We start from the raw sequence: 20,896 nt of genomic DNA on the forward strand, positions 1-20,896 counted from the left end.
CGGCGGGGTTTAGGGCGTTTCTCTCGACGGGTCCGCGTCGCCGCCGCGTCTCGCCGGACCGCCGCGTCGCCGCCGGCGAGTCACTCCTCGTCGTCCACGCGGTCGAGGTACGTCAACACGCCGCGCGTGTTCAGGCTCGTGTTCGCGCGCGCCCGCTCCGGGTTCCAGTAGTCGATGTCGCGGCTCGCCGCCTCGAAGTGGTCGACGACCGCCTCGTCGTCGTCGAGTTCGGCGCGCTTCTCTCGGACTCGTTCGACCCACTCGACGTACGCCCGCTTCGCCTCGCCGATCAGGTCCGCGTCGCAGTCCCGCGGTCCGAAGTGGCCGAAACAGACGGTATCGGGGTCGAGGTCCTCGATCAGGCGGATGTCGTCGAGACACTGCTCGAAGTCGAACTGCGGCGGCGGCGAGGTCGGAGTCACCGCGTCGATCTCGGGGACGTAGATCCCCGCGGCGTCGGCCGAGAACACGACCTCCGCGTCGGGATCGTGGTAGACCGCGTGGTGGGGGGCGTGGCCGGGCGCCTCGTGGACGACGAGCTTGCGGTCGCCCAGATCGATCCGATCGCCCTCGCTCACCCCCTCGATCCGGTCGTCGGGGACCGGCTTCGGCTCCGCGTAGTACTCCCACTGCTCTTCGACCGCCGACTTGGTGCCGGCGACGAGGGCCCCGGGGTCGACGAGGTGGCGGACGCCCTTTTCGGGCACTCGAACTGCCGCGTTCGGGTAGCGCTCCGCGAGGTACCCCGTCCCCCCGGCGTGGTCGAGGTGAGCGTGGGTCGGGAGGATCCACGCGAGCTCCTCGCGGTCGATTCCGATCGCCTCGATGGTCTCGAAGAGGGCCTCCCGGTTCGCGCCCGTCCCGGTGTCGATCACGATCGGTCGCTCGGCGTCGTACACGTAGACGGCGCCGTACTCGTCGGTGTCGAACATGCCGGTGTCGTGGACGTACAGGTCGTCGACGCCGCGAACCGGTTCGAACTCGCCTGCGCGCATACCGGACGAGGAACCCGGGGGCACTTCTAGCGATCGGTCCGCGAGCCGATCCGCGCGGGCAGGGGCTTATTGTCGTCCCGTCCGAGGGAACGGTATGCGAGTGCTCGTCACCGGCGCGACCGGGTTCGTCGGGAGCCGACTCGTCCCGACGCTCCTCGCGCGCGGCCACGACGTGGTCGCGCTCGTCCGCGACGCCGACGGCTACGCGGCACCCGACGGCGTCACCGTCGTCGAGGGCGACCTCCTGGAACCGGAGACGCTTCCGCCCGCGTTCGAGATCGACGGAGAGCCGGTCGACGCCGCGTACTACCTCGTCCACTCGATGGACGGCGGCCCGGGGTACGAGGAGCGCGACCGCAACTGCGCGAGGAACTTCGCCGAGGCCGCGTCGGCCGCGGGGATCGACCGGCTCGTCTACCTCGGCGGGCTGGGCGAGGACCGCGAGGACCTCTCCGAACACCTCCGGTCCCGGCGCGAGGTCGAACGGATCCTCGGGGAGGGAACCCCGGCGCTCACGACGCTCCGGGCCGCGATCATCATCGGGGCCGGCAGCGCCAGCTTCGAGGTCATCGCCGGGCTGGCGCGGCGGCTCCCGGTGATGGTCACCCCGAAGTGGGTCGACACGCTGTGCCAGCCGATCGCGATAGCCGACGTGGTCGCGTACCTCGCCGGGGTCCTCGGCGTCCCCGAGACCGCGGGCGAGACCTTCGAGATCGGCGGCCCGGAGGTGTTGACCTACGCCGAGATCCTCCGCCGGACCCGGCGACAGCTCGGCGGCGGGCTCCGGATCGTCAGGGTGCCGGTGTTGAGTCCGGAGCTGTCGGCCCGGTGGCTCAGACTCGTCACCGACGTGAACCCCTACCTCGCCCGCTCGCTGGTGGAGGGGCTCCGGAACACCGTGATCGTCGAGGACGACCGGATCCGGGAGCTCGTGTCCGTCGACCGCACTCCGTTCGAACTCGCGGTCGCACGGGCGCTGACCGAGTCGCGCAACGCCGAGAAGTCGCGGCTGAGCGCGCTGCCCGGGGTCTCACCGTGAGCCGCGACTACGGCGAGACGTGGGTGTACGAGAGCCTCGTCGGCGGGATCCCCGGACTCGGTATCTCCCGCACCTTGGCGGTCGCGCTCCAGTTCGCGATCTTTGAGGTCGGCGTGGTGGCGCTCGGCTGGTACTACGGGACCTGGGACGCCGTGGCCGCCGGGACGGTCGCGGTCGTCGTCGCGGCGGTCGGTAGCGTCGAGATGCACCGGCTCGGAGCCAAAAACCGGCTGCTCGGGACGCCGGCGGAACACAAGCGCCTGCTGTTCGGGTCGAGCATCGAGATCGTGTTGGGCGTGCTGGCGTTCATCGCGCTGGTGACGTACCTGTTCGCGTGGGACGGGGCCGCGGGACCGACGCTCATCGACCGGCTGTTCGGGCCGGAGCCGCCGCTCCCCGTCGTCTACCTCACCCTGCTCGTCCTCTGGGACCTGACGTACCGCATCGGCACCTCGTGGTGGAGCGCCGTCGTCGCGCTGTGGCGCGCGGTCCACGTCGACCTTCCGCCCGACGAGCGGGCGACGGTCAGGCGGCTCGACGCCGAGAACATCGGCTTCTCGGCGGTCCAACTCGCGCTCGTGCCGTTCCTGCTCACCGAACCCGTGCTGCTCGGTGCGGTCGTCGGCCACGTCGCCGCTGTCGCGGTCGTCTGTACGGTGGCGATCTGGCTCACCTAAGCGCCGTCGCTCGTGAGAGCCGTCGCTACCCGCGCGTCGTCGCGGTCGGCAGCCGAGCCGCCTTCGCGACGCGTCGCTATCCGGGTTTCGAGAACGGAGTCAGAAGGCGCGGCGTCGCCGCGGCCGCGTCACTTCCCCTGAAGCTCTTCGAACTTGTCGAGGAGTGCCTCCGTGGAGTCGCCCGAGTCGTAGGTCAAGGAACCGGAGTACTCGGGCCGCTCCGCGTCGAAGTCGGCGTCGACTTCGCTGGTCTTCTTCTCGCGACGCTCGTGTTCGGCCTCGTCATAGGCACCCATTGACATGGTACACCCACACTTGGCCGTTTCCTGTTATATACCTGTCGGCAAAAGTATCATAAGCCGTGAACGATTCCCCTCCGTTCACCGGATCGATTAACCTCGCGGCGTGACACCGTACGCCCGTGGCACAACCGCTCCGCTTCAGGCGCTCGCCCGGCCGGTGGAGTCCGGACCGCGTCCGGTCGCAGATCGGCCGCCCCCTCGACGAGAACCTCGGAGCGGCCGCCGGCGACCCGTGGTTCGCGCCGCCGCCGGACTACGAGGCGCGCCGGTTCGACATGGACGACGGGTCGTTCGCGCTGTTCTGCTGGACCGACGACGACGCCGACCCCCCGCCCGGCGCCGACGGCGGGCCGGTCGGATACTGGCTCGGGAACACGGAGACGCCGAGCGAGCTGTGGCGGACGGAGAAGTACGGGTTCGACGAGGCGCCGTACCCGGTCTCGCGGTGGGCACAGCGGGAGCTACTCGCCGGACTCCACGACGACGAGCCGTGGCTGACCGACTACCCACACGTCTCGTGGTACTTCCTCCCCGTGTTCTGCTCGAAGGACGGCGCGGCGACGAGCCGGGCGTTCTTTCGCGACCACGCAGCCGGGTTCCCGGACGCGACCCGCGAGGCCGGGACCGGATTCGTCGAGAAGACGCTGCGGCCGGGGGTGCTCGACGACTACCGCGAGACGATGGCCGGGAAGCTCGGCACCTCCGCCTCGACGGATCTCGTCCGGATGAGCGCGGCCATCGCCGAGTTCACCGCGGCCCGGATCCTCACGGAGGCGGGGTACGATATCACTCCCGAAATCGAAGTGACGACCGGGCACTCGCTCGACTTCCGCGCGACCGACCCCGAGACGGGCGCCGGCGAACTCGTCGAGGTGACGCGCCCGCAGCCGACCTCGGGGCGCTCGGCGAACGACCCCGTCGCGGCCGTCCGCGACACCGCCGAGACGAAGACGAGCGGACAGCTCGCGGCCCACGCCGGCGGCGTCACCCTGTTCGTCGACTGCTCGTCGTTCCCGACGGACGAGTGGGCCGCGGTGCGCGCGGCCGAACCCGCGGTCCGTCACAAGCCCGCGGTCGTGTACCGCGCCGAGCCGGACGGTTCGGTCGAGGGGTATCGAAAGGGGTCCGTCCCGCTCGACCTCTCCGGCGTCGTCGACGGCCTCTCGTAGCCTCGCGGAGCGGCGGCGCTCCGCGGTCGGGCTTCGAAAGAACGGTGTGCGGACTCCGCGCGGTTCGCGGCGTCAGAACGAGACCGGCGAGGGTCCGTCCTCCGCGTCGGTGGTCGGGTCGCGGTCCGAGTAGAACCGCCGACCGACGCCGCGGTGACAGACGCCGGCCCGGAGCGTGGTGAACACGTCCTCCGCGTCCTCGAACGTCTGGTCGCCGAACCGCTCTAAGACGTCGCCGAGCCGCTCGGACCCGTTCGCGAGCTCTACGGTCGCGTTGCCGTGAGCCGCGATGATCTCCTCAGAGGTGGTCGGGTACTGGTGCCGTTCGAGTCGGTCGTCGACGCCGTTCAAGCGCATCAACGAGTGGAAACCGCCGATGGTTCTTAATGATTGTCCATGTACGACCTTAGTCGGAGGGGATACCTTATACCGCCTTATATTGGACCGAACGGCTCGCTCCGAACCGCCGCCGCTTAGTGTCGGGCACGCCTGTTCACGTCTATGTCCGCCGATTCCGCCCCTCCCGACGGTCCCGTCGTCGCCGACCTCCACGCGCACACGACCGTTTCGGACGGCACGCTGACCCTCGACGAGGTGCCGGCCGCGGCGCGCGAGGCCGACGTCGACTGGGTCGCCGTCACCGACCACGACCGGATCCACCCGGGTCTCGACGCGCCGGTCGTCGAGCGCGACGGCGTCCGGATCGTCCGCGGGATCGAACTCCGGGTCGACGCCGGCTTCGAGCGGCTCGACCTCCTCGGCTACGGCGTCGAACACACCGACGCGCTCGACGCGGAGACCGACCGCCTCCAGCGCGACCGCCGGGAGCGCGGCGCCGCCATCCTCGACGCGGTCGAGGAGCGGCTCGGTGTCGACCTCGACCTCGAACCCCGGGCCGGCCTCGGGCGACCGCACATCGCCCGGGCCATCGACGAGTCCGACGCGCCGTACGACTACGCGGGGGCGTTCGACGAGCTGATCGGGAACGACGGTCCCTGCTACGTCGCGCGCGAGGTGACGCCGCTCGACGAGGGCCTCGACCTGCTCGCGGACGCCTGCGCGCTCGTCGGACTCGCCCACCCGTTCCGGTACGAGCGCGTCGACGAGGCGCTCGCCGTCGCCCGTGAGTCGCCCGCCATCGACGCGGTCGAGCGCTTCTACCCGTACGGCCGCGCCGTCGACGACGCGCGGATCGACCGCGTCGCCGCCGAGAGCGACCTGCTCAGGACGGGCGGGACGGACGCCCACGAGCGGACGCTCGGCGAGGCGGGGCTGACGAGGTCGGCGTTCGAACCCGTCCGCGAGCGACTGCCCGAGCCGGTCTCGGTCGAGGAGTTCGCGGCCGAGGACGCCCCCGCCGCGGCGCCCGACGAACAGCGTTAAGCCCGCGCCGGCCGGAGTGTCGCGCATGCGGTGTCACTACTGCGACCGGGAGGCCACGTACGAGGCGGAGCAGCGCGGCGTGGTCGTCGGGCTCTGCGAGACCCACTTCAAACAGCGGGTCGAGGAGCTCGCGGAGTCGGACGAGCTCGCGGAGCTTCGCGACCGGATCGACATCGAGTCGTCGGAGTAGCGCGGCGGCTGGCTCCCCTCCGCCGAGCGACCTCCGGGCCGGGCCGAGTCGCTTGCGACCGAGACGAACGCTAAAAGTCCGCCCGGGACCAACCGGTCGGCATGGACCTCACCGACCGGCCGCGCCGACTCCGGACCGACGGCGTTCGCCCGCTCGTCGCCGAGACCGACCTCTCGGCGTCGGACCTCGTCGCGCCCGTCTTCGTCGACGCGACGACCGACGAGCACGTTCCCATCGAGACGATGCCCGGCCACGAGCGCGTCCCGGTCGACGAGGCGGTCGACCGCGTCGCCGAGATCCGCGAGACGGGCGTCGAGTCCGTCATCCTCTTCGGCGTCCCCGAGTCGAAGGACGCGTCCGGGAGCCGGGCGTACGCCGACGACGGCGTCGTCCAGCGCGCGATCCGGCGGATCGACGCGGAGACGGACGCCACCGTCATCGGCGACGTCTGCCTCTGCGAGTACACCGACCACGGTCACTGCGGCGTCATCGAGGAGACCGCCGAGTCGGACCCGACGCTCACCGTCAAGAACGACGAGACGCTCGACCTGCTCGCGCGCACCGCGGTCTCGCAGGCCGCCGCGGGCGCGGACGTGGTCGCCCCCTCGGCGATGACCGACGGACAGGTGAAGGCGATCCGCGAGGCGCTCGACGCCGCGGGCCACGAGGACGTGGCCATCCTGAGCTACGCCGCGAAGTACGAGTCCGCCTTCTACGGCCCGTTCCGCGACGCGGCCGACGGCGCGCCCGCGTTCGGCGACCGCCGGCACTACCAGATGGACCCCGCGAACCGCCGCGAGGCGCTCCGGGAGGCCCGACTCGACGCCGAGCAGGGCGCCGACGTGCTGATGGTGAAGCCCGGCCTCCCGTACCTCGACATCGTCGGCGACCTGCGCCGGGAGTTCGACCGCCCCATCGCCGCGTACAACGTCTCCGGTGAGTACGCGATGCTCCACGCCGCCGCGGAGAAGGGGTGGCTCGACCTGGAGGCGACCGCCCTCGAATCGCTCACCGCGCTCAAGCGCGCGGGCGCGGACCTGATCATCACCTACTTCGCCGAGGACGTGGCCGAACACCTATAAATCGAACCGAGCGGGAGTCGACGCGCTCGTTTATTTATCCACTATGGCGCGTGCCGGTGAGCGCCCGAAGGGCGCGAACCGCACGCGCGAGGGAGTCGCGAGCGGTGCGAGGTGCGAGCGAAGCGAGCACCTCGATCGCGAGCGGTGAAACCGCGAGCAGCGAGCGACGAGGCTGGGGAGGCGTGAGGTGCTGTGCGGAGCGGTGCGTTCCCGCGGGAGGGACCGAAGGTCCCTCTGGCAGCCGGCGCGAAGCGCCGGCGACGAACCCAGCGGGAGCACCGGAGTCGCCGCCGACCCGTTTTCACACCCGCTGAAGCTCCGCGCCGCTCGTCGTCACCGCTTTGTATCGGCTCGCCGAACCGGGAGCCATGTACGTCGAGTTCGACCGCGACACCTGCGTCGGGATGTTCCAGTGCGTCGCCGAGTGGGACGCCTTCGAGAAGGACCTGAACGACGGGAAGGCCGACTTAAACGGGAGCGAGGAGGAATCGGAGGACCTGTTCGTCGTCGAGGTACCCGACGACGAGGAACTCGACGCGAAGTTCGCGGCGCGCTCGTGCCCGGTCGACGCCATCGAGGTGTACGAGGACGACGGCGAACAGGTGGTGTGAGCGCTTCCGTGCGATCGGTTAGTTGCTGACAAACCGGTGCTGGTGTATCGATCCGGGTGAACGCCGTCGAAGCCCCGCCTCCCGGCCGCCCCTTCGGATCCCGCCCCGCACGGCGACCGCACCTCACACCTCCCCAACCTCGTCGGCCTCCCTCCGGTCGGCCGACTCCCTCGCACGCGCTCCTCGCGCCCGCCGGGGGCGGCCGCTCGGAGGCGCGCGCCACCGCGGATCGGTTTATAAGATGTACGTCGCCGTCGACGGTCGCGGCCGCGCCCACTCGCTCCCCTCACCGCCGTGTTCCGACGGTTTAAATCGGGTCGGCGCCCAGGCTCCGGTAATGGAACCGAGTTCGCTTGCCGGCCTCCCCGCGGGCGTCGGCGAGGCGCTCGAAGCGGAGGGCGTCGCGGAGCTGTACCCGCCCCAGGAGGCGGCCGTCGAGGCGGGCGTGGCCGACGGCGAGAGCCTCGTCGCGGCGGTCCCGACGGCCTCCGGCAAGACGCTGATCGCCGAGCTGGCGATGCTCTCCTCCATCGAGCGCGGCGGCAAGGCCCTCTACATCGTCCCGCTACGCGCGCTCGCCAGCGAGAAGAAGGCCGAGTTCGAGCGCTGGGAGGAGTTCGGCGTCACGGTCGGCGTCTCCACCGGCAACTACGACTCCGACGGCGAGTGGCTCGCGAGCCGCGACGTCATCGTCGCCACCTCGGAGAAGGTGGACTCGCTGATCCGCAACGGCGCGCCGTGGATCGACGACCTCACCTGCGTCGTCAGCGACGAGGTCCACCTCGTCGACGACTCGCACCGCGGTCCCACCCTCGAAGTCACCCTCGCGAAGCTCCGCAAGGTGAACCCCGGACTCCAGACCGTCGCGCTCTCGGCGACCGTCGGCAACGCGGACGTCATCGCCGACTGGCTCGATGCCGAGCTCGTCGAGTCCGACTGGCGCCCCATCGAACTCCGGACGGGCGTCCACTTCGGCAACGCGATCAACTTCGACGACGGGAGCCAGCGCGAGGTGCCCGTCGAGCGCGGCGCGGATCAGACCGCGAAGCTCGTCGCCGACGCCCTCGACACGGAGGAGGACGGGCAGGGCGGCTCCTCGCTCGTCTTCGTCAACTCCCGGCGCAACGCGGAGTCGTCGGCCCGGAAGCTGGGCGAGGTCACCGCCCCCAGACTGACCGGCGACGAGCGTGACCGCCTCCGCGACCTCGCCGAGGAGATCCGCGGCGTCTCCGACACCGACACCTCCGAGGACCTCGCGGACGCGGTCGAGCAGGGGTCGGCGTTCCACCACGCCGGCCTCGCGAGCGAGCACCGGAGCCTGATCGAGGACGCGTTCCGCGACCGGCTGATCAAGTGCGTCTCCGCGACGCCGACGCTCGCCGCCGGCGTCAACACGCCCGCCCGCCGGGTGATCGTGCGCGACTGGCGCCGCTACGACGGTGAGTTCGGCGGCATGAAACCGCTCGACGTGCTCGAAGTCCACCAGATGTGCGGCCGCGCGGGCCGCCCCGGACTCGACCCCTACGGCGAGGCGGTGCTGCTCGCGAACGACGCCGACACGCAGGAGGAGCTGTTCGACCGGTACGTCTGGGCCGAGGCCGAACCGGTCCGTTCGAAGCTCGCGGCCGAACCCGCCCTCCGGACCCACGTTCTCGCCACCGTCGCCTCCGGCTTCGCCGCCACCCGCGAGGGGCTGCTCTCCTTCCTCGATAACACCCTCTACGCGGCCCAGACCGACGACGAGGGCCGCCTCGCCGCGGTCACCGACACCGTCCTCGACTACCTCGAAGTCAACGGCTTCGTCGAGCGCGACCGCGACGGGGGGAGCGAGGGCCTCGCCGCGACCGGGATCGGCCACACGGTCTCGCGGCTCTACCTCGACCCGATGAGCGCGGCCGAGATACTCGACGGGCTCCGGACCGTCGTCGACGGCGCGGGCGCGACACCCGACGCCGAAGGCGGCGACTTCGTTCCGGCGGACGACGCTGCGGCCGACGGCGAGGACGCCGGATTCACGACGTACACCCGAACGGGCGACGAGGCGGGCGACGCCGACGGGGATACCGGGGAGGCGGAATCCGGCGACCCCAACACCGGTCCCGCGGTCACCCCCCTCGGTCTCTACCACCTCGTCAGCCGGACCCCGGACACCTACGAGCTGTACCTCAAGTCCGGCGACCGCGAGGAGTACACCGAGGTCTGCTACGAGCGCGAGACGGAGTTCCTCGGCGACGTGCCCTCCGAGTACGAGGACGTGCGGTTCGAGGACTGGCTCGCCGCGCTGAAGACGGCCCGGCTCCTCGAAGACTGGGCGAACGAGGTGGACGAAGACCGGATCGCGGAGCGCTACGGTGTCGGCCCGGGCGACATCCGCGGGAAGGTCGACACCGCCGAGTGGCTCCTCCGGGCGGCGGAGACGCTCGCGGGCGACGTCGAGGGTATCGACGGCGACGTGGTCGTTCAGGTGCGCGAGGCCCGCAAGCGGCTGGAGTACGGGGTCCGCGAGGAGCTGCTCGATCTGGCGGGCGTCCGGAACGTCGGTCGCAAGCGCGCCCGCCGCCTCTACGAGGCCGGCATCGAGAGCCGCGCGGACCTCCGGGAGGCCGACAAGGCGGTCGTGCTGGGCGCACTCCGCGGCCGCGAGCGCACCGCCGAGCGGATCCTGGAGAACGCCGGCCGCGAGGACCCCTCGCTCGACGGCGTCGACCCCGATCGGTCGGCCTCGGCGGCGGCGACCGCCGGCGCGGACGCCGACGGCGACGGCGACGGACAGGCCAGTCTGGGTGATTTCGGGTGACGGACCTTCCGGTCGACGCCGACGGGGCGCCGGCGCCCGACCCCGCGGTCCGCCTCGTCGCCGGAACCTTCGCGATCGACGACCTCGACGCGTTCCTCGCCGACCTCGACGAGGTCGCCGCGGAGACCGGCGCGGTCGTCCAGGCGTTCGACGCCGATCTCGTCGTCTCGGCGACGCAGCTCCGCGAGGCGGCGCGCCTCGCCGCGCGGGCGATCGCTCGCAGCGAGGCGGTCGCGCGCGACCCCGGCGTCGAGATCATGCTGTACGCGGCCGGGAGCCGGCAGATAGACCGCGCCCTCGAACTCGGCGTCTCGGAGGGCGAGCGCGCCGCGGTCGTTCTCCTCGCCGACTTCGGCGACGTGTCCGGCTCCGACCGATCGGCCGCGGACCTCGACGCGGCGAGCGAGGCGATCCACGCGCTCGCCGTCGATTCGGCTGACGACTCCGACGGCGACGCGATCGGAGTCGGATTCGACGAGACCCGCGTCCGCGAGTTCTACGGCGTCACCGACCGCGAACTCGCCGCGACGAACGGCGACCTCGCCGATCTGGTTCGCGAGCGCGTCGCGCTGCTGGACGTCGAGAAGTGACGACGGGTTCGCGAACCGACGGCCCACACCCCTTCGTTTCAACTGGAAACCGCGGGACAGGGGCACCTATCGGTTCCAGCCGAAGCGAAGACGGCAGAAGTAGTCCATCCTGGATTCGAACCAGGGTCGTTGCCCCCAGAAGGCAACAGGATTGGCCACTACCCCAATGGACTGCGTACTCACCGATAGCCAGTACGTGTTTGTAAGCGTTGCGCGTTGCGGCCGCCGTGCGATCGGTTGACGGTGTCGCCCCGCGCCGGCGGTGGCCGTCGCTGTCGAGGTCGCGGTCGCCTCGCCGGCGACCCGATCGAACCGCGCCGCCGTCGGATCGCGTTCGTGCGTACATCGATGCGCTTTACACGACCCAATCCGCACGAAGCTGTATGTACGTCGGACGATTCGTCGTCGTCGCGCCCGGGATCGGCGGCTATCGCGTCTCCTCGCGCTCGTTCCCGAACCGCCGCGTCCGCGACCGCGGCGGGACGCTCACCGTCGGCCCGACGCCGGACGCGCCGGAGACCGACAACCCCTACGTCTCGTACAACTGCGCGCGAGCGGTCGAGACCCCGACCGGGGAGCCGCTGGCGGTCCTCGGAAACGGCTCGCACGTCGACCCGATCGCGGAGAAGCTCGAACGGGGGTACCCCGCCCGCGACGCGCTCGCGTCGGCGCTGCTCGCGCTCGACTTCGAGAAGGACGACTACGACACGCCCCGCGTCGCCGGCGTCGTCGGCGCGGAGTCGGCGACGATCGGCACCGTCCGCCGCGACGCGCTGCTCGTCGAGACCGTCGACGAGCCGACCGTGGTCGCGACCTACGAGACCGACTCCCCCGAGCCGTACGACCTCACCGCGACCGACGCCGCGTCGGTCGCGACCGAACTGCTGGGCGCCGACCTCGAACACCCGGTCTGTGCCGCGGGCGCGACCGTCGACACCGACGGCGTCTCGCTCGCGTTCGACAACGGCGACGACTGACCGCCGCCGAACCGCCCCGTCGGCACCGCCCGTCCGCCTTTCCGGCTCCCGACGCCTTTTGACTCCCCCGTCCGACTGACGCGCATGGAGCGCGTCACCGCGGCCGACTACCACGACATCGCGGTCCCGTCCGACCCCCGAATCTCGCCGGACGGCGACCGAGTCGCCTTCGTGCGCCGACAGCCGAACGACGACGACAGCTACGAGACGACGGTGTACCTCGTCGACGCCGCGGGCGACGGCGACCCGCGCCGACTCACCCTTCCCGAGGGGTCCGACGCCGAGCCGCGCTGGAGTCCCTCCGGCGACCGGATCGCGTTCACCTCCACCCGCGGCGCGGACGACGACCGCCAGCAGCTGTGGGTCCTCCCGGTCGACGGCGGCGAGGCGCGCCGCGTCACCGACGTGGTCGGCGGCGTCTCGTCGATCGCGTGGTCGCCCGACGGCGAGCGGATCGCGTTCGTCCAGTCGGTGACCGCCGACGATCGGGAGGCCGACCGCGACCTCGCCGTGCCGGACGACTACGAGCCGGAGGAGCACCCGGACCCGCGCGTCATCGACCGGACGGTCTACCGGGCCGCCGAGCGCTACTTCGACGGCCGGCGCCCCGGCGTGTACGTCGTCGACGCGGACGCGACCGTCGGGGGCGTCACGGACCCCGACCCGGCCGAGTCGGGGGCGGTCACGCGGGTCACCGACCGCGACGCCGACTTCGCCGCCCCGTCGTGGGGCGACGCCGACACGCTGTACTACACCGAGGCGGTCGGCGACGACCCCGACGACTCCGTCGAGATCGCGATCCGCGCCCACGACCTCGCGACCGGCGAGACCGAGCGCGTCCACACCACGACCGGCTGGGGCGCCGACCTCGCGGCGACGGCCGACGGCCGCGTCGCGTTCACCCACGCCGAGCCGGACCAGGTGTCGATGCAGCCGACGGACCTCCGCGTCCTCGACGCGGACTCGGGGGACGTAATCGACCTCACCGGCGACCTCGACCGCGGCCTCGGCCGGGGGACGGCGCCGCAGTGGGGACCGGCCGACGAGACGCTGTACTTCGCGACGCCCGACGAGGGGAAGACTGCGCTGTGGCACGTCCCCGCCGACGGGAGCCGAGAGCCGGAGCGCCTGCTCCGGCCCGGCACAGTTTCGAGTGCGACCGTCGGGGGCGAGACCGACGCCGGTCCCGAGTCGGTGACGGTCGCCTTCGCCGCCAGCGAGTGGGACCACCCGGGCGACGCGTTCGCCTACGACGCCGCGGCCGACGAGACGGCCCGCCTGACCGAGCTGAACGCCGACTACCTCGGCGAGCGGACGATCGGCGAACCCGAGGAGCTCCGGTTCGAGTCCGACGGCGTCGAGATCCAGGGGTGGCTGCTGACGCCGCCGGAATCAGCTACTGATACCGACGACCCGTACCCGCTCGCGGTCGAGATCCACGGCGGCCCGCACGCGATGTGGTCGACCGCGGGGACGATGTGGCACGAGTTCCAGACGCTCGCGGCCCGCGGCTACGCCGTCTTCTGGTCGAATCCGCGCGGCTCGACCGGCTACGGCGAGGCGTTCACGCAAGCGATCGAGCGCGACTGGGGCGCGGTCACCGCGCGCGACGTGATGGCGGGCGTCGAGACGGTCGCCGACCGCCCGGAGATCGACGCGTCCAACGCCTTCGTCACCGGCGGCTCCTTCGGCGGCTTCATGACCGCGTGGATGGTCGGCCAGACGGACTACTTCCGCGCGGCCGTCTCCCAGCGCGGCGTCTACGACCTCACGGGCTTCTACGGCTCGACCGACGCGGCCTACAAGCTCGTCGAGGGCGACTTCGACACGGTCCCGTCCGAGGAGCCGGCGTGGCTCTGGGAGCAGTCGCCGACCGGCCACGCCGACGCGGTCGACACGCCCACCCTCCTGATCCACTCCGAGGACGACACGCGGACCCCGATCTGTACGGCGGAGCTGTACCACCGGATCCTCCGCAAGAACGGCGTCGACACGCGCTTCGTCCGGTACCCCCGCGAGGGCCACGAGCTGTCTCGCTCCGGCGAGCCGGCGCATATCGTCGACCGCATCGAGCGCATCGCCCGCTGGTTCGACGGCTACTCCGAGCACCACGACGCCGAGCGCGCGCTCGACCGCCCCGAGGACGACGGGCTGACCGCGGGCGAGGAGTCGGACGAGGCGGAGGAATAGACGTCCTCGCTCCCTGAAACGGACTCAGCGCTCGTCGGGGTCGAACGCGTCGATGGCGTCGTGGACGTCCGCGACCCACTCGTCGAGGGCGTCGTGGAGGCGCCGCTTGGCCTCCGGGACCGGAATTGCGGTGTACTGGTAGACGTAGCCGCCGGAGTCGAGCAGTCGGCGGCGACGCTCGACGAGTCCCTTCTCGCGGAGCGTCGACAGCGACCGGTTCACGTTCGACCGGTCCCGGTCGAGGGCGTCGGCGAGCTCGGAGACGGTGCTGCCCGGGTACTCCAACAGCGCGAGATATGCGCGGCTCTCGTGGTCGCGCACGCCGAAGACACAGGAGAGGACGTGCTCGAACGAGGGAGACCGGTCGCCGACGAGGTCCTCGATTTCGGGGTCGCTCATGGCGATCGGTTCGCCCGCGGCGAGGTTAAATGTCGGTTTCCGTCCGTCGGTCGCGTCACTCCTCGGTCGCGTATCCCATCTGGTCGATACAGCCCCGCATCCCCGACTCGTCGGCGTGCCGGTGGAGGTTCGTCGGCGTGTCGCAGTGGTACGTCTCCCCGTCGTACCGCAGGGCGACCTCGTGGGTGGCGCCGGCGACCTCGACGTCGACGAGGATCCGCTGCCCGTCGTTGAGTTCGTCGATGAGTTCGTCGACGGACAGCTCGCCCGCCTCGACCCGGAGTACCTCGCTCATGGCTTCGGTTCGGTGGCCGACGAGCTAAAAACGACCGGTACGGCGCGCCCGCGGCCGCCAGCCTCGCCCCCGTCACGTCGTCGTCGAGTCCGGGCCGCCCTCCTCGGCGGGCGGCTCGACGCCCTCGGCGGCCGCGACGTCGTCGGTCCGCTTCTCGGTCTCGACGTGCCAGCGGTCGATCTCGGACTCGTAGTCGTCGAGCACGTCCGACACCTCTCCTTTCAGCTCGTCGTCGTTGACGTTCACCTCGAAGACGAACGTCTCGCCGTCCTCGGCGCGGGCGACCTCCTGGATGTTGGCGCTGACGAGCTCGTTGTCGAAGTAGTACGGCGCCATCTGGGTCATCACGTTGCGGTAGACGGCGTCCTCCACCTTCCGGAGCGCCTTCCGGCTGGCCGAGTCGGCCGCGCGGGCGACGTGTTCGATCGACTCGCCCCAGCTCTCGCGGGCGCTCTCGGTGTCGTTCTCCTCGACCTTCTCGTAGGACTCCGTGAGCTTCTCGCCGGCCGTCTGGAGGTCGTCGCCGGGCGACTGCCCCGCGCGCTCGCCTTCCCCCTCGTCGACGGACGCCTGCGCCGCGGTCTTCTCCGAGACGTCCTCGTCGATGCGCTCGTGGGTCTTGGGGCGCCACTCGTCGAACTCGTAGTAGGCGTCGCCGTCGACGCCGACCTCCCGGAGCGCGAGGGCGATCCGCTCGCCGTGCTCGACGACGTCGCCCCAGTCGCCGCGCACCTTGAAGCCGGAGATGCTCTCTTCCATCGGTTGCCCCAGTTACGGCACGAACGCGTATAAGTTCCCTCGAACCGGCGTGCGCCGCGAGACGCGTCGTCGGGACGGGTCAGTTCCGGTACGCGATCCGTCGACCCAGCTCGTCGAGTCGTTCCTTGAGGTCGCCGAGGACCCCCGCCGGCGAGACGCGTCGGACCGACGACTCGTCGACCTCGATTCGCTCGCCCGCAAACGGGTCGCGCTCGGCCCGTTCCTCGAGGGACTGCTCGTTCGCCACCGCCCCGACGACGGTGGACATCGAGCAGCGGCCGCACGCCTCTACCTCGATCGTTTCGTCGGAAGCGCGGTCCGACCGGCTCGACTCTTCTGTCATGTCTCTCGCCGTGCGATACGGTACCGCAGATGTTAAAACCGCGTCTCACGCGCGACGCTTCGAACCCCGATCCGTCGCGAGCGCCTCGCTGCGCCGGCGAACCCCCGCTCCGCTCCCGACGACCTTTTCACCCGCTCCGTGGAACGTGTTCACATGGGATATCGCGTCGTCGACGCGGACGCCGTCGAGCCGGAACCGGACCGCCCCTGCGAGTGTCGAAAGCTGTCCGATCCCGGCGACCTCGACGCCGCGGCGATCAACCGGTTCCGGGCGGCGCCCGGCGAACAGCTCCCGCTCGCGTACCACTATCACGAGACCCAACAGGAGGCGTTCTACGTGCTCGACGGGACGCTCGCCGTCGAGACGCCCGAGCGCACCTACGAGGTCTCGGCGGACGACCTGTTCGTCGTCGACCCCGAGAGCCCGCAGCGGGCGCACAACCCGGCCGACGCCGACGTCCCCGTGACCGTGCTGGCGATCGGCGCGCCGCCGGCCGACGGCGACGCGGTCGCGTACGATCCCGACGAGTCTGCGGCCGCCGACGATGAGTGAGAACGCGGCACCCGGCGAGGCCCCGCGCCGCGACCCCGAGGAGCTGCCGGACGAGATCTGCGAGGCCGTCCCCGACTACGACGACGAGTACCTCGACCGCGTCTCCGACCGGCTGATGTACAGCTACGACCTCGACCGCGACGTCGTCGTCGCCGGCGAGCGGTTCGAGATGACCGCCGAGATGCGGGTGCGAAACCAGAAGCAGTTCCTCCACCCCTCGCTGAGCTACGCGGACCACGACATGATGGAGCACGTCTTCGCGCGGCGGGCGTCGACGCCGAGCGTCGACGGCCTGGAGCGGCTGGTGGCGTTCGCCCACGACGTCGCAGACGAGCGAGTGGAGGCCCACGAGGAGCACTACGGCACCGACGTCACCGTCGCGCTCGTCGTCGACCGGATCCCCGACGACGTCGCCGCGTTCGTCGACGGGTTCCGCGACCGGACGCTCCTGAAGTTCGGCTACTACGGCCACTACGAGGTGAACCTCGTCGTCGTCGCGCCCGACCGCCAGGACCTCGTCGCCAGCGAGAACGCCGACACCGCGGCCGCCTTCCGCCTGTGGGAGCGGGTCGACCCGCCGGACGAGGGACTCCTCTCGCGGTTCGCGAAGCGCTTCTGGCGCTGAGGGTCGCGACTCGGTCGCTTTCGCGCAAAAATCGGAGGAACCGCGGACCGACGTGGCCGCCGGTCAGTCGTCGCTCGGTTCGACCGCCGGCTCGCTGTCGCCCCGCGCGCTCGTGATGTTACCGTAGCCGATCCGCACCAGCGACAGCGCGAGGTAGATGAGCACGAACGCGAGCGCGGTCTGGACGACGAGCGATATCTGGGCGCCCAGGTTCGCCGCACCGCCCTGGAGCAGCCCGCTGTAGATGTTCTCGTAGAACGCGATCCAAGACAGGCCGAGGACGGTGATAGTGACCATGATGGCCATCGGCACGCCCGTCGAGACGAGCTGCTTGGACTTGTTCCAGTTCGCGAGCCAGACCGTCCCGGTCAGCAGCGCGAGCGCTGCGAGGAGCTGGTTGGCGCCCGCGAAGAGCCCCCACAGCGTCAGCCACTCGCCCGAGATGACCAGCACGTACGCGATGAGGCACTGGATGATCGGATTCGTGTAACGGCCGCGAGCGAAGGAGCTGGCTCCGCCGCCGAACCCGCTCTCGGTGCCGCTCCCCTGTATCCCGACGATGTCCTCCATCATGTAGCGGCCGAGGCGCGCGGCCGTGTCGGTCGAGGTGAGCAGGAAGCTCACGAGCACGAGCGCCATGAACGGCGCTCCGAAGCTGGCGGGAATGCTGAGACTCGTGAGGATGATGCCGCCGCCCGTCGCGAAGTTCGGGAGCGCGCCGCCGATGCCCCCGCCCGCCTCGATCACCGTGGACCCGAGTCCGGCGACGGCGAGCGTCGCCAGCGCGACGGACGCGAGCAGTCCCTCACCGAGCATACCGCCGTAGCCGATGAGGCGGGCGTCGCTCTCCTTGTTGAGCTGTTTCGCCGTCGTTCCGGAGGAGACCAGCGAGTGGAAGCCGCTGATCGTCCCGCACGCGATGGTGATGAACAGCATCGGGAAGAGCGGGTAGACGCCCGGGCGGCTCTCTATCCCCCAGAATCCGCTGAACGCGCTGATGCTGTCGGAGACGACGAGCGGTTCGGTGGGCGTGATGGATCCGATGCCGGCGGCCGACCCGACCGTCCCGAGGACGATCGCGAGGAGCGCGCCGCCGACGCCGGAGTACAGCAGGAACGACGACAGGTAGTCGCGCGGCTGTAGCAGCACCCACACCGGGAGCGCGCTGGCGGCCGCGGCGTAGAGGAGGATGACCGGCACCCAGCCGGCGACGTTCGGCGTGAGGGTCGCGGCCGGATCCATCACGGCGCCGGGCAGCCACGCCCCGTTCCCCAGGAAGCCGAGCAGGATGATCGTCCCGTCCGGGTACGCGCCGGTCTCGACGGCCGGGAACAGCGCGATCGGGTTGTTGACGCCGACCCAGACGGCCGCGAACACGCCCGCGACGAACAGGACGGTCCCGAGGACGAACGGGCCGTTGAGCTGGTAGAGGTAGACGCCGAACAGCAGCGCGAGCGCGATGTAGATCAGGCTCGCGGTCGCGGCGGACGGGAACGCGTTCAGCACGATGCCAACGACCAAGGCGAACACCGCGACCACGAGGATGATGGTGATGAACGCGAACCACAGCAGCATGTTCTTCCCGCGCTCGCCGACGTACTCGCCGATGATGTAGCCGATCGACTTCCCCTCGTGTCGCATCGAACCCGACAGGGAGATGAAGTCGTGAACCGCTCCCATCAACGGGTTCCCGATGGCGACCCACAAAAGCGCCGGGACCCAGCCCCAGATCGCCCCGGCGGTGATCGGTCCGACGATCGGCGCCCCGCCCGCGATACTTGAGAAGTGATGCCCCAGTAACACCGGCTTCTTCGCCGGTACGTACTCTTGACCGTCCTCGTACTTGTGCGCCGGCGTCTCCCGGTCGTCGTCGAGTTCGACGAACTGAGAGAGGTACCTCGAATACCCCATGTATCCGACGGTGAACGTGCCGAGCACGGCGACGACGATCCAAATTACACTTGTCATGAGTCCCCTGCCTCGTGGTACCGATTCACTATGTTGAACTTAAATATTGCTTTTGTTCATGATGTTTATCGGCGATACCAGGCGGACACTTCCGGCTCACCGCAGCGATCTGGTTTTTACCACTTCTTATCGGTGAAAACATCTCGGATCGGCGGGCGATCGGTCGCACGCGCGGTCGCTCCGCACCGCTCCGCTCTCGGCGGTTCCTCGCCTTCTCGGCGACGGGAGCGTCGCGGCGTCTCGCGTCCGCCCGCCTCAGGTTTCCACGTCGAGGGACTCGGCGACGTCGGCGAGGACGTCGCCCCGGACCTCCGTGGTGCGCGACTCGATCTCGGCGACGAGCGGCGGCTCGAACCCCTCGCGGACCTGCGCGAGGCGGTCGCGTTCGGTTTCGGCCTTCTCCCGGAGGTAGCGCGCCCCCCTCCCCGTCTCGTCGTCGTCGGGCGAGGGCGTGAGCTTGTTCGCGATGAGGCCGCGGACGCGCAGGTCGCGCTCGGTGAATCCCTCGATCGCGCGCGCCGTCTCGTTGACCGACAGCTGATCGGGGTTAAACACGAGGTAGAAGGCGGCCTCGGTCCGCATCGTCTCGCCCGCGAACTCGAAGAACTCCTTGCGGCGCTGGAGCCGTTCCAAGACCGGGTCACCCTCCAGCAGCCGCCGCGGCTCCCTGTCGCCGATCGCGGCCTTCTCGAACAGGTCGATCGACTGCTTCCGCTTGTACAGCAGCCGGTCGATCCAGTCGCCGAGGAACTCCGGCAGCCCGAGCAGGCGCAGCGTCGATCCCGTGGGCGCGGTGTCGAACACCACCCGGTCGTACGGCTCGCTCTCCTCGCGCATCACGTCGACGAACGCGTCGAACAGCGCCGCCTCGTACGCGCCCGGCGTCCCGTGCGACATCTCCAGCTGGCGGTTGATCTCCGAGACCATCGCCGCCGACACCTGCTCCGAGAGCGACTCGCGGATCTCCTGGAGGTGCCGTTGCATCTCGTCTTCGGGGTCGATCTCCATCGCGTCGAGTCCGTCGAGACCCTCCACCGGCTCGGGCGCGTCGCCGAACTCCTGATCGAACACGTCCGACACCGAGTGCGCCGGGTCCGTCGAGACGACGAGCGTCCGCACCCCGTCGCGCGCGCAGCGGTGCGCGTACGCACACGAGACGGTGGTCTTTCCGACTCCGCCCTTCCCCCCGAAGAAGACGAACTGCTCCATCACTCCTCCGAGAGATGTCGTCCGGCCATCAGAAGTGGTACTGCTGGCCCTTTCGTTCGATGAGGCTCTGGCGGTCCCACAGCCGCCGCTCCCACGCCTCGAACTCGTCTTCGAGGTACGGGAGCAGCTCGGCGGTGTAGTACGACACCGGCGAGGGAATTCCGAAGGCGTCCGGGAAACACGCCAGCATGAACTCGTCTTCGGTGTCTTCGGCCTCCTTCTCGATCTTCTCGTAGGCCGGGTGCGTGACCATGCCGTGGTACAGGCCACGGATCCACTCCTTGAGGACCGCCCGGAACCGTTCGATCCGATCGGCTACTGTCATCGTCCTTCATGATATCCCTCGCGTGCTAAAAGCTGTCGCGGTCGGGTCGCGGTCGGGTCGCGGTCGGGTCGCGAGGGTCGGGTCGCCGCCGGGACGCAGAGCGTCAGGCGGTGTTGCCGTCCGGGAGTTCGCTCGACGCCTCGTCGGCGTCCTCGGTGTCGTCCAGTTCCGGTCGGTCCCCGTTGTCGGGACTCGGGCTGTGGATGTCGCTGTCGAGCGCTCCCCAGACGAGATACAGCATCGCGACGACCATCAGCACCGTCATCGTGATGCTGACCAGCGAGACGGCGGCGGCGGACAGAACCATGTGCCGAGTTCGACGACCACTGCCTATCAACGTATCGGCTCGGAGCGGCCTCGACGCGCCCGGGTCCCTCGCGGACGCTGCCGGGGGCTTGAAGAGCGTCGTGGCCCACCCG

The 20,896-nt window shown here is 70.4% G+C and carries 24 protein-coding genes and 1 tRNA gene; 13 read left to right on the top strand and 12 right to left on the bottom strand.

From position 1 onward, the window contains the following. Positions 1 to 80: 80 nt before the first annotated feature. A complete protein-coding gene (locus J2744_RS13390) occupies positions 81 to 995 on the bottom strand; it encodes an MBL fold metallo-hydrolase (protein ID WP_210113776.1) in 915 nt (304 codons plus the stop codon). A gap of 94 nt (positions 996 to 1,089) precedes the next feature. Here J2744_RS13390 and J2744_RS13395 point away from each other — a divergent pair, with 94 nt between their 5' ends. Together J2744_RS13395 and J2744_RS13400 are read left to right on the top strand one after the other, a co-directional pair. Further along, positions 1,090 to 2,034: an NAD(P)H-binding protein gene (locus tag J2744_RS13395; protein WP_210113777.1), complete on the top strand. Its 945-nt coding sequence runs from the start codon at positions 1,090 to 1,092 to the stop codon at positions 2,032 to 2,034. Continuing rightward, the gene (locus tag J2744_RS13400; RefSeq protein ID WP_210113778.1) at positions 2,031 to 2,711 is read left to right on the top strand and encodes a DUF7530 family protein; all 681 of its coding nucleotides are present in this window, start codon (positions 2,031 to 2,033) and stop codon (positions 2,709 to 2,711) included. Before J2744_RS13395 ends, J2744_RS13400 begins: the two co-directional genes overlap by 4 nt. A 128-nt stretch (positions 2,712 to 2,839) precedes the next feature. Here J2744_RS13400 and J2744_RS13405 read toward each other — a convergent pair whose 3' ends face one another. Continuing rightward, positions 2,840 to 3,007 (bottom strand): DUF5786 family protein, encoded by a 168-nt coding sequence (locus tag J2744_RS13405; protein WP_004599209.1) that lies wholly within the window; start codon positions 3,005 to 3,007, stop codon positions 2,840 to 2,842. A gap of 125 nt (positions 3,008 to 3,132) precedes the next feature. Between J2744_RS13405 and J2744_RS13410 the strand changes: the two genes are divergently transcribed. Continuing rightward, positions 3,133 to 4,182, top strand: coding sequence for a DUF5784 family protein (locus J2744_RS13410; RefSeq protein ID WP_210113779.1), 1,050 nt, complete (start codon positions 3,133 to 3,135; stop codon positions 4,180 to 4,182). A gap of 72 nt (positions 4,183 to 4,254) precedes the next feature. On the opposite strand, the gene J2744_RS13415 is transcribed toward J2744_RS13410, so the two are convergent. Next, positions 4,255 to 4,539, bottom strand: coding sequence for a DUF5789 family protein (locus J2744_RS13415; RefSeq protein WP_008585525.1), 285 nt, complete (start codon positions 4,537 to 4,539; stop codon positions 4,255 to 4,257). A 144-nt stretch (positions 4,540 to 4,683) separates the two neighbouring features. Between J2744_RS13415 and J2744_RS13420 the strand changes: the two genes are divergently transcribed. The 6 genes from J2744_RS13420 (at position 4,684) to cgi121 (ending at position 10,835) form a co-directional block, all read left to right on the top strand. Further along, positions 4,684 to 5,565, top strand: a complete 882-nt coding sequence (locus tag J2744_RS13420; protein ID WP_210113780.1) for a PHP domain-containing protein — start codon at positions 4,684 to 4,686, stop codon at positions 5,563 to 5,565. 25 nt (positions 5,566 to 5,590) lie between these two features. After that, positions 5,591 to 5,755 carry a DUF6757 family protein gene (locus J2744_RS13425; protein ID WP_210113781.1) on the top strand — a complete coding sequence of 55 codons (165 nt, stop codon included), beginning with the start codon at positions 5,591 to 5,593 and terminating at the stop codon, positions 5,753 to 5,755. 101 nt (positions 5,756 to 5,856) lie between these two features. Next, positions 5,857 to 6,837 (top strand): porphobilinogen synthase, encoded by a 981-nt coding sequence (gene hemB / locus J2744_RS13430; protein ID WP_210113782.1) that lies wholly within the window; start codon positions 5,857 to 5,859, stop codon positions 6,835 to 6,837. A gap of 368 nt (positions 6,838 to 7,205) precedes the next feature. Then, on the top strand, positions 7,206 to 7,448 hold the full coding sequence (locus tag J2744_RS13435) for a ferredoxin (protein WP_210113783.1): 243 nt from the start codon (positions 7,206 to 7,208) through the stop codon (positions 7,446 to 7,448). A 337-nt stretch (positions 7,449 to 7,785) separates the two neighbouring features. Then, on the top strand, positions 7,786 to 10,245 hold the full coding sequence (locus J2744_RS13440) for an ATP-dependent DNA helicase (protein WP_210113784.1): 2,460 nt from the start codon (positions 7,786 to 7,788) through the stop codon (positions 10,243 to 10,245). Next, on the top strand, positions 10,242 to 10,835 hold the full coding sequence (gene cgi121 / locus J2744_RS13445; RefSeq protein WP_210113785.1) for a KEOPS complex subunit Cgi121: 594 nt from the start codon (positions 10,242 to 10,244) through the stop codon (positions 10,833 to 10,835). The genes J2744_RS13440 and cgi121 overlap by 4 nt, the downstream gene beginning before the upstream one ends. Positions 10,836 to 10,935: 100 nt before the next feature. Here the strand turns inward: cgi121 and J2744_RS13450 are convergent. Continuing rightward, a tRNA-Gln gene (locus J2744_RS13450) sits at positions 10,936 to 11,008 on the bottom strand. A gap of 210 nt (positions 11,009 to 11,218) precedes the next feature. Here J2744_RS13450 and J2744_RS13455 point away from each other — a divergent pair. Both J2744_RS13455 and J2744_RS13460 read left to right on the top strand, forming a co-directional pair. Continuing rightward, entirely contained in the window at positions 11,219 to 11,812 is a 594-nt protein-coding gene (locus J2744_RS13455) for an IMP cyclohydrolase (RefSeq protein ID WP_210113786.1), read from the top strand. Between the two features lie 84 nt (positions 11,813 to 11,896). Then, entirely contained in the window at positions 11,897 to 14,002 is a 2,106-nt protein-coding gene (locus tag J2744_RS13460) for a S9 family peptidase (RefSeq protein ID WP_210113787.1), read from the top strand. 24 nt (positions 14,003 to 14,026) lie between these two features. Here the strand turns inward: J2744_RS13460 and J2744_RS13465 are convergent, their stop codons facing one another. From J2744_RS13465 to J2744_RS13480, 4 genes are all read right to left on the bottom strand, one after another. Next, complete coding sequence (locus J2744_RS13465; protein WP_210113788.1) at positions 14,027 to 14,401, bottom strand: helix-turn-helix domain-containing protein; 375 nt, start codon at positions 14,399 to 14,401, stop codon at positions 14,027 to 14,029. 55 nt (positions 14,402 to 14,456) lie between these two features. Then, positions 14,457 to 14,696: a hypothetical protein gene (locus tag J2744_RS13470; protein WP_210113789.1), complete on the bottom strand. Its 240-nt coding sequence runs from the start codon at positions 14,694 to 14,696 to the stop codon at positions 14,457 to 14,459. Positions 14,697 to 14,768: 72 nt separating this feature from the next. Next, a complete protein-coding gene (locus J2744_RS13475) occupies positions 14,769 to 15,455 on the bottom strand; it encodes a DUF5828 family protein (protein WP_210113790.1) in 687 nt (228 codons plus the stop codon). A gap of 79 nt (positions 15,456 to 15,534) precedes the next feature. Next, a complete protein-coding gene (locus tag J2744_RS13480) occupies positions 15,535 to 15,798 on the bottom strand; it encodes a hypothetical protein (protein WP_210113791.1) in 264 nt (87 codons plus the stop codon). Positions 15,799 to 15,951: 153 nt separating this feature from the next. On the opposite strand from J2744_RS13480, the gene J2744_RS13485 reads away from it, so the two are divergent. Both J2744_RS13485 and J2744_RS13490 read left to right on the top strand, forming a co-directional pair. Continuing rightward, the gene (locus J2744_RS13485) at positions 15,952 to 16,350 is read left to right on the top strand and encodes a cupin domain-containing protein (RefSeq protein WP_210113792.1); all 399 of its coding nucleotides are present in this window, start codon (positions 15,952 to 15,954) and stop codon (positions 16,348 to 16,350) included. Next, positions 16,343 to 16,975 carry a hypothetical protein gene (locus J2744_RS13490; RefSeq protein ID WP_210113793.1) on the top strand — a complete coding sequence of 211 codons (633 nt, stop codon included), beginning with the start codon at positions 16,343 to 16,345 and terminating at the stop codon, positions 16,973 to 16,975. Before J2744_RS13485 ends, J2744_RS13490 begins: the two co-directional genes overlap by 8 nt. A gap of 63 nt (positions 16,976 to 17,038) precedes the next feature. Here J2744_RS13490 and J2744_RS13495 read toward each other — a convergent pair whose 3' ends face one another. The 4 genes from J2744_RS13495 to J2744_RS13510 all read right to left on the bottom strand — a co-directional run bounded on the left by J2744_RS13495 (position 17,039) and on the right by J2744_RS13510 (position 20,784). After that, a complete protein-coding gene (locus J2744_RS13495; RefSeq protein WP_210113794.1) occupies positions 17,039 to 18,943 on the bottom strand; it encodes a carbon starvation CstA family protein in 1,905 nt (634 codons plus the stop codon). Between the two features lie 255 nt (positions 18,944 to 19,198). Next, positions 19,199 to 20,152: an ArsA family ATPase gene (locus J2744_RS13500; protein WP_210113795.1), complete on the bottom strand. Its 954-nt coding sequence runs from the start codon at positions 20,150 to 20,152 to the stop codon at positions 19,199 to 19,201. 28 nt (positions 20,153 to 20,180) lie between these two features. Next, positions 20,181 to 20,477, bottom strand: coding sequence for a hypothetical protein (locus J2744_RS13505; protein ID WP_210113796.1), 297 nt, complete (start codon positions 20,475 to 20,477; stop codon positions 20,181 to 20,183). A 103-nt stretch (positions 20,478 to 20,580) separates the two neighbouring features. Beyond that, a complete protein-coding gene (locus J2744_RS13510) occupies positions 20,581 to 20,784 on the bottom strand; it encodes a hypothetical protein (RefSeq protein ID WP_210113797.1) in 204 nt (67 codons plus the stop codon). Between the last annotated feature and the right edge of the window lie 112 nt (positions 20,785 to 20,896).

It is taken from the genome of Halorubrum trapanicum (assembly GCF_017873555.1).
GTDB lineage: Archaea > Halobacteriota > Halobacteria > Halobacteriales > Haloferacaceae > Halorubrum > Halorubrum trapanicum.

What these genes read in the sequence shown, in the direction of transcription:
- J2744_RS13390 (WP_210113776.1), bottom strand. Translation starts at nt 995, where the DNA reads ATGCGCGCAGGCGAGTTCGAACCGGTTCGCGGCGTCGACGACCTGTAC.
- J2744_RS13395 (WP_210113777.1), top strand. Translation starts at nt 1,090, where the DNA reads ATGCGAGTGCTCGTCACCGGCGCGACCGGGTTCGTCGGGAGCCGACTC.
- J2744_RS13405 (WP_004599209.1), bottom strand. Translation starts at nt 3,007, where the DNA reads ATGGGTGCCTATGACGAGGCCGAACACGAGCGTCGCGAGAAGAAGACC.
- J2744_RS13415 (WP_008585525.1), bottom strand. Translation starts at nt 4,539, where the DNA reads ATGCGCTTGAACGGCGTCGACGACCGACTCGAACGGCACCAGTACCCG.
- J2744_RS13420 (WP_210113780.1), top strand. Translation starts at nt 4,684, where the DNA reads ATGTCCGCCGATTCCGCCCCTCCCGACGGTCCCGTCGTCGCCGACCTC.
- J2744_RS13425 (WP_210113781.1), top strand. Translation starts at nt 5,591, where the DNA reads ATGCGGTGTCACTACTGCGACCGGGAGGCCACGTACGAGGCGGAGCAG.
- hemB (WP_210113782.1), top strand. Translation starts at nt 5,857, where the DNA reads ATGGACCTCACCGACCGGCCGCGCCGACTCCGGACCGACGGCGTTCGC.
- J2744_RS13435 (WP_210113783.1), top strand. Translation starts at nt 7,206, where the DNA reads ATGTACGTCGAGTTCGACCGCGACACCTGCGTCGGGATGTTCCAGTGC.
- J2744_RS13440 (WP_210113784.1), top strand. Translation starts at nt 7,786, where the DNA reads ATGGAACCGAGTTCGCTTGCCGGCCTCCCCGCGGGCGTCGGCGAGGCG.
- J2744_RS13455 (WP_210113786.1), top strand. Translation starts at nt 11,219, where the DNA reads ATGTACGTCGGACGATTCGTCGTCGTCGCGCCCGGGATCGGCGGCTAT.
- J2744_RS13460 (WP_210113787.1), top strand. Translation starts at nt 11,897, where the DNA reads ATGGAGCGCGTCACCGCGGCCGACTACCACGACATCGCGGTCCCGTCC.
- J2744_RS13465 (WP_210113788.1), bottom strand. Translation starts at nt 14,401, where the DNA reads ATGAGCGACCCCGAAATCGAGGACCTCGTCGGCGACCGGTCTCCCTCG.
- J2744_RS13470 (WP_210113789.1), bottom strand. Translation starts at nt 14,696, where the DNA reads ATGAGCGAGGTACTCCGGGTCGAGGCGGGCGAGCTGTCCGTCGACGAA.
- J2744_RS13475 (WP_210113790.1), bottom strand. Translation starts at nt 15,455, where the DNA reads ATGGAAGAGAGCATCTCCGGCTTCAAGGTGCGCGGCGACTGGGGCGAC.
- J2744_RS13480 (WP_210113791.1), bottom strand. Translation starts at nt 15,798, where the DNA reads ATGACAGAAGAGTCGAGCCGGTCGGACCGCGCTTCCGACGAAACGATC.
- J2744_RS13485 (WP_210113792.1), top strand. Translation starts at nt 15,952, where the DNA reads ATGGGATATCGCGTCGTCGACGCGGACGCCGTCGAGCCGGAACCGGAC.
- J2744_RS13490 (WP_210113793.1), top strand. Translation starts at nt 16,343, where the DNA reads ATGAGTGAGAACGCGGCACCCGGCGAGGCCCCGCGCCGCGACCCCGAG.
- J2744_RS13495 (WP_210113794.1), bottom strand. Translation starts at nt 18,943, where the DNA reads ATGACAAGTGTAATTTGGATCGTCGTCGCCGTGCTCGGCACGTTCACC.
- J2744_RS13500 (WP_210113795.1), bottom strand. Translation starts at nt 20,152, where the DNA reads ATGGAGCAGTTCGTCTTCTTCGGGGGGAAGGGCGGAGTCGGAAAGACC.
- J2744_RS13505 (WP_210113796.1), bottom strand. Translation starts at nt 20,477, where the DNA reads ATGACAGTAGCCGATCGGATCGAACGGTTCCGGGCGGTCCTCAAGGAG.
- J2744_RS13510 (WP_210113797.1), bottom strand. Translation starts at nt 20,784, where the DNA reads ATGGTTCTGTCCGCCGCCGCCGTCTCGCTGGTCAGCATCACGATGACG.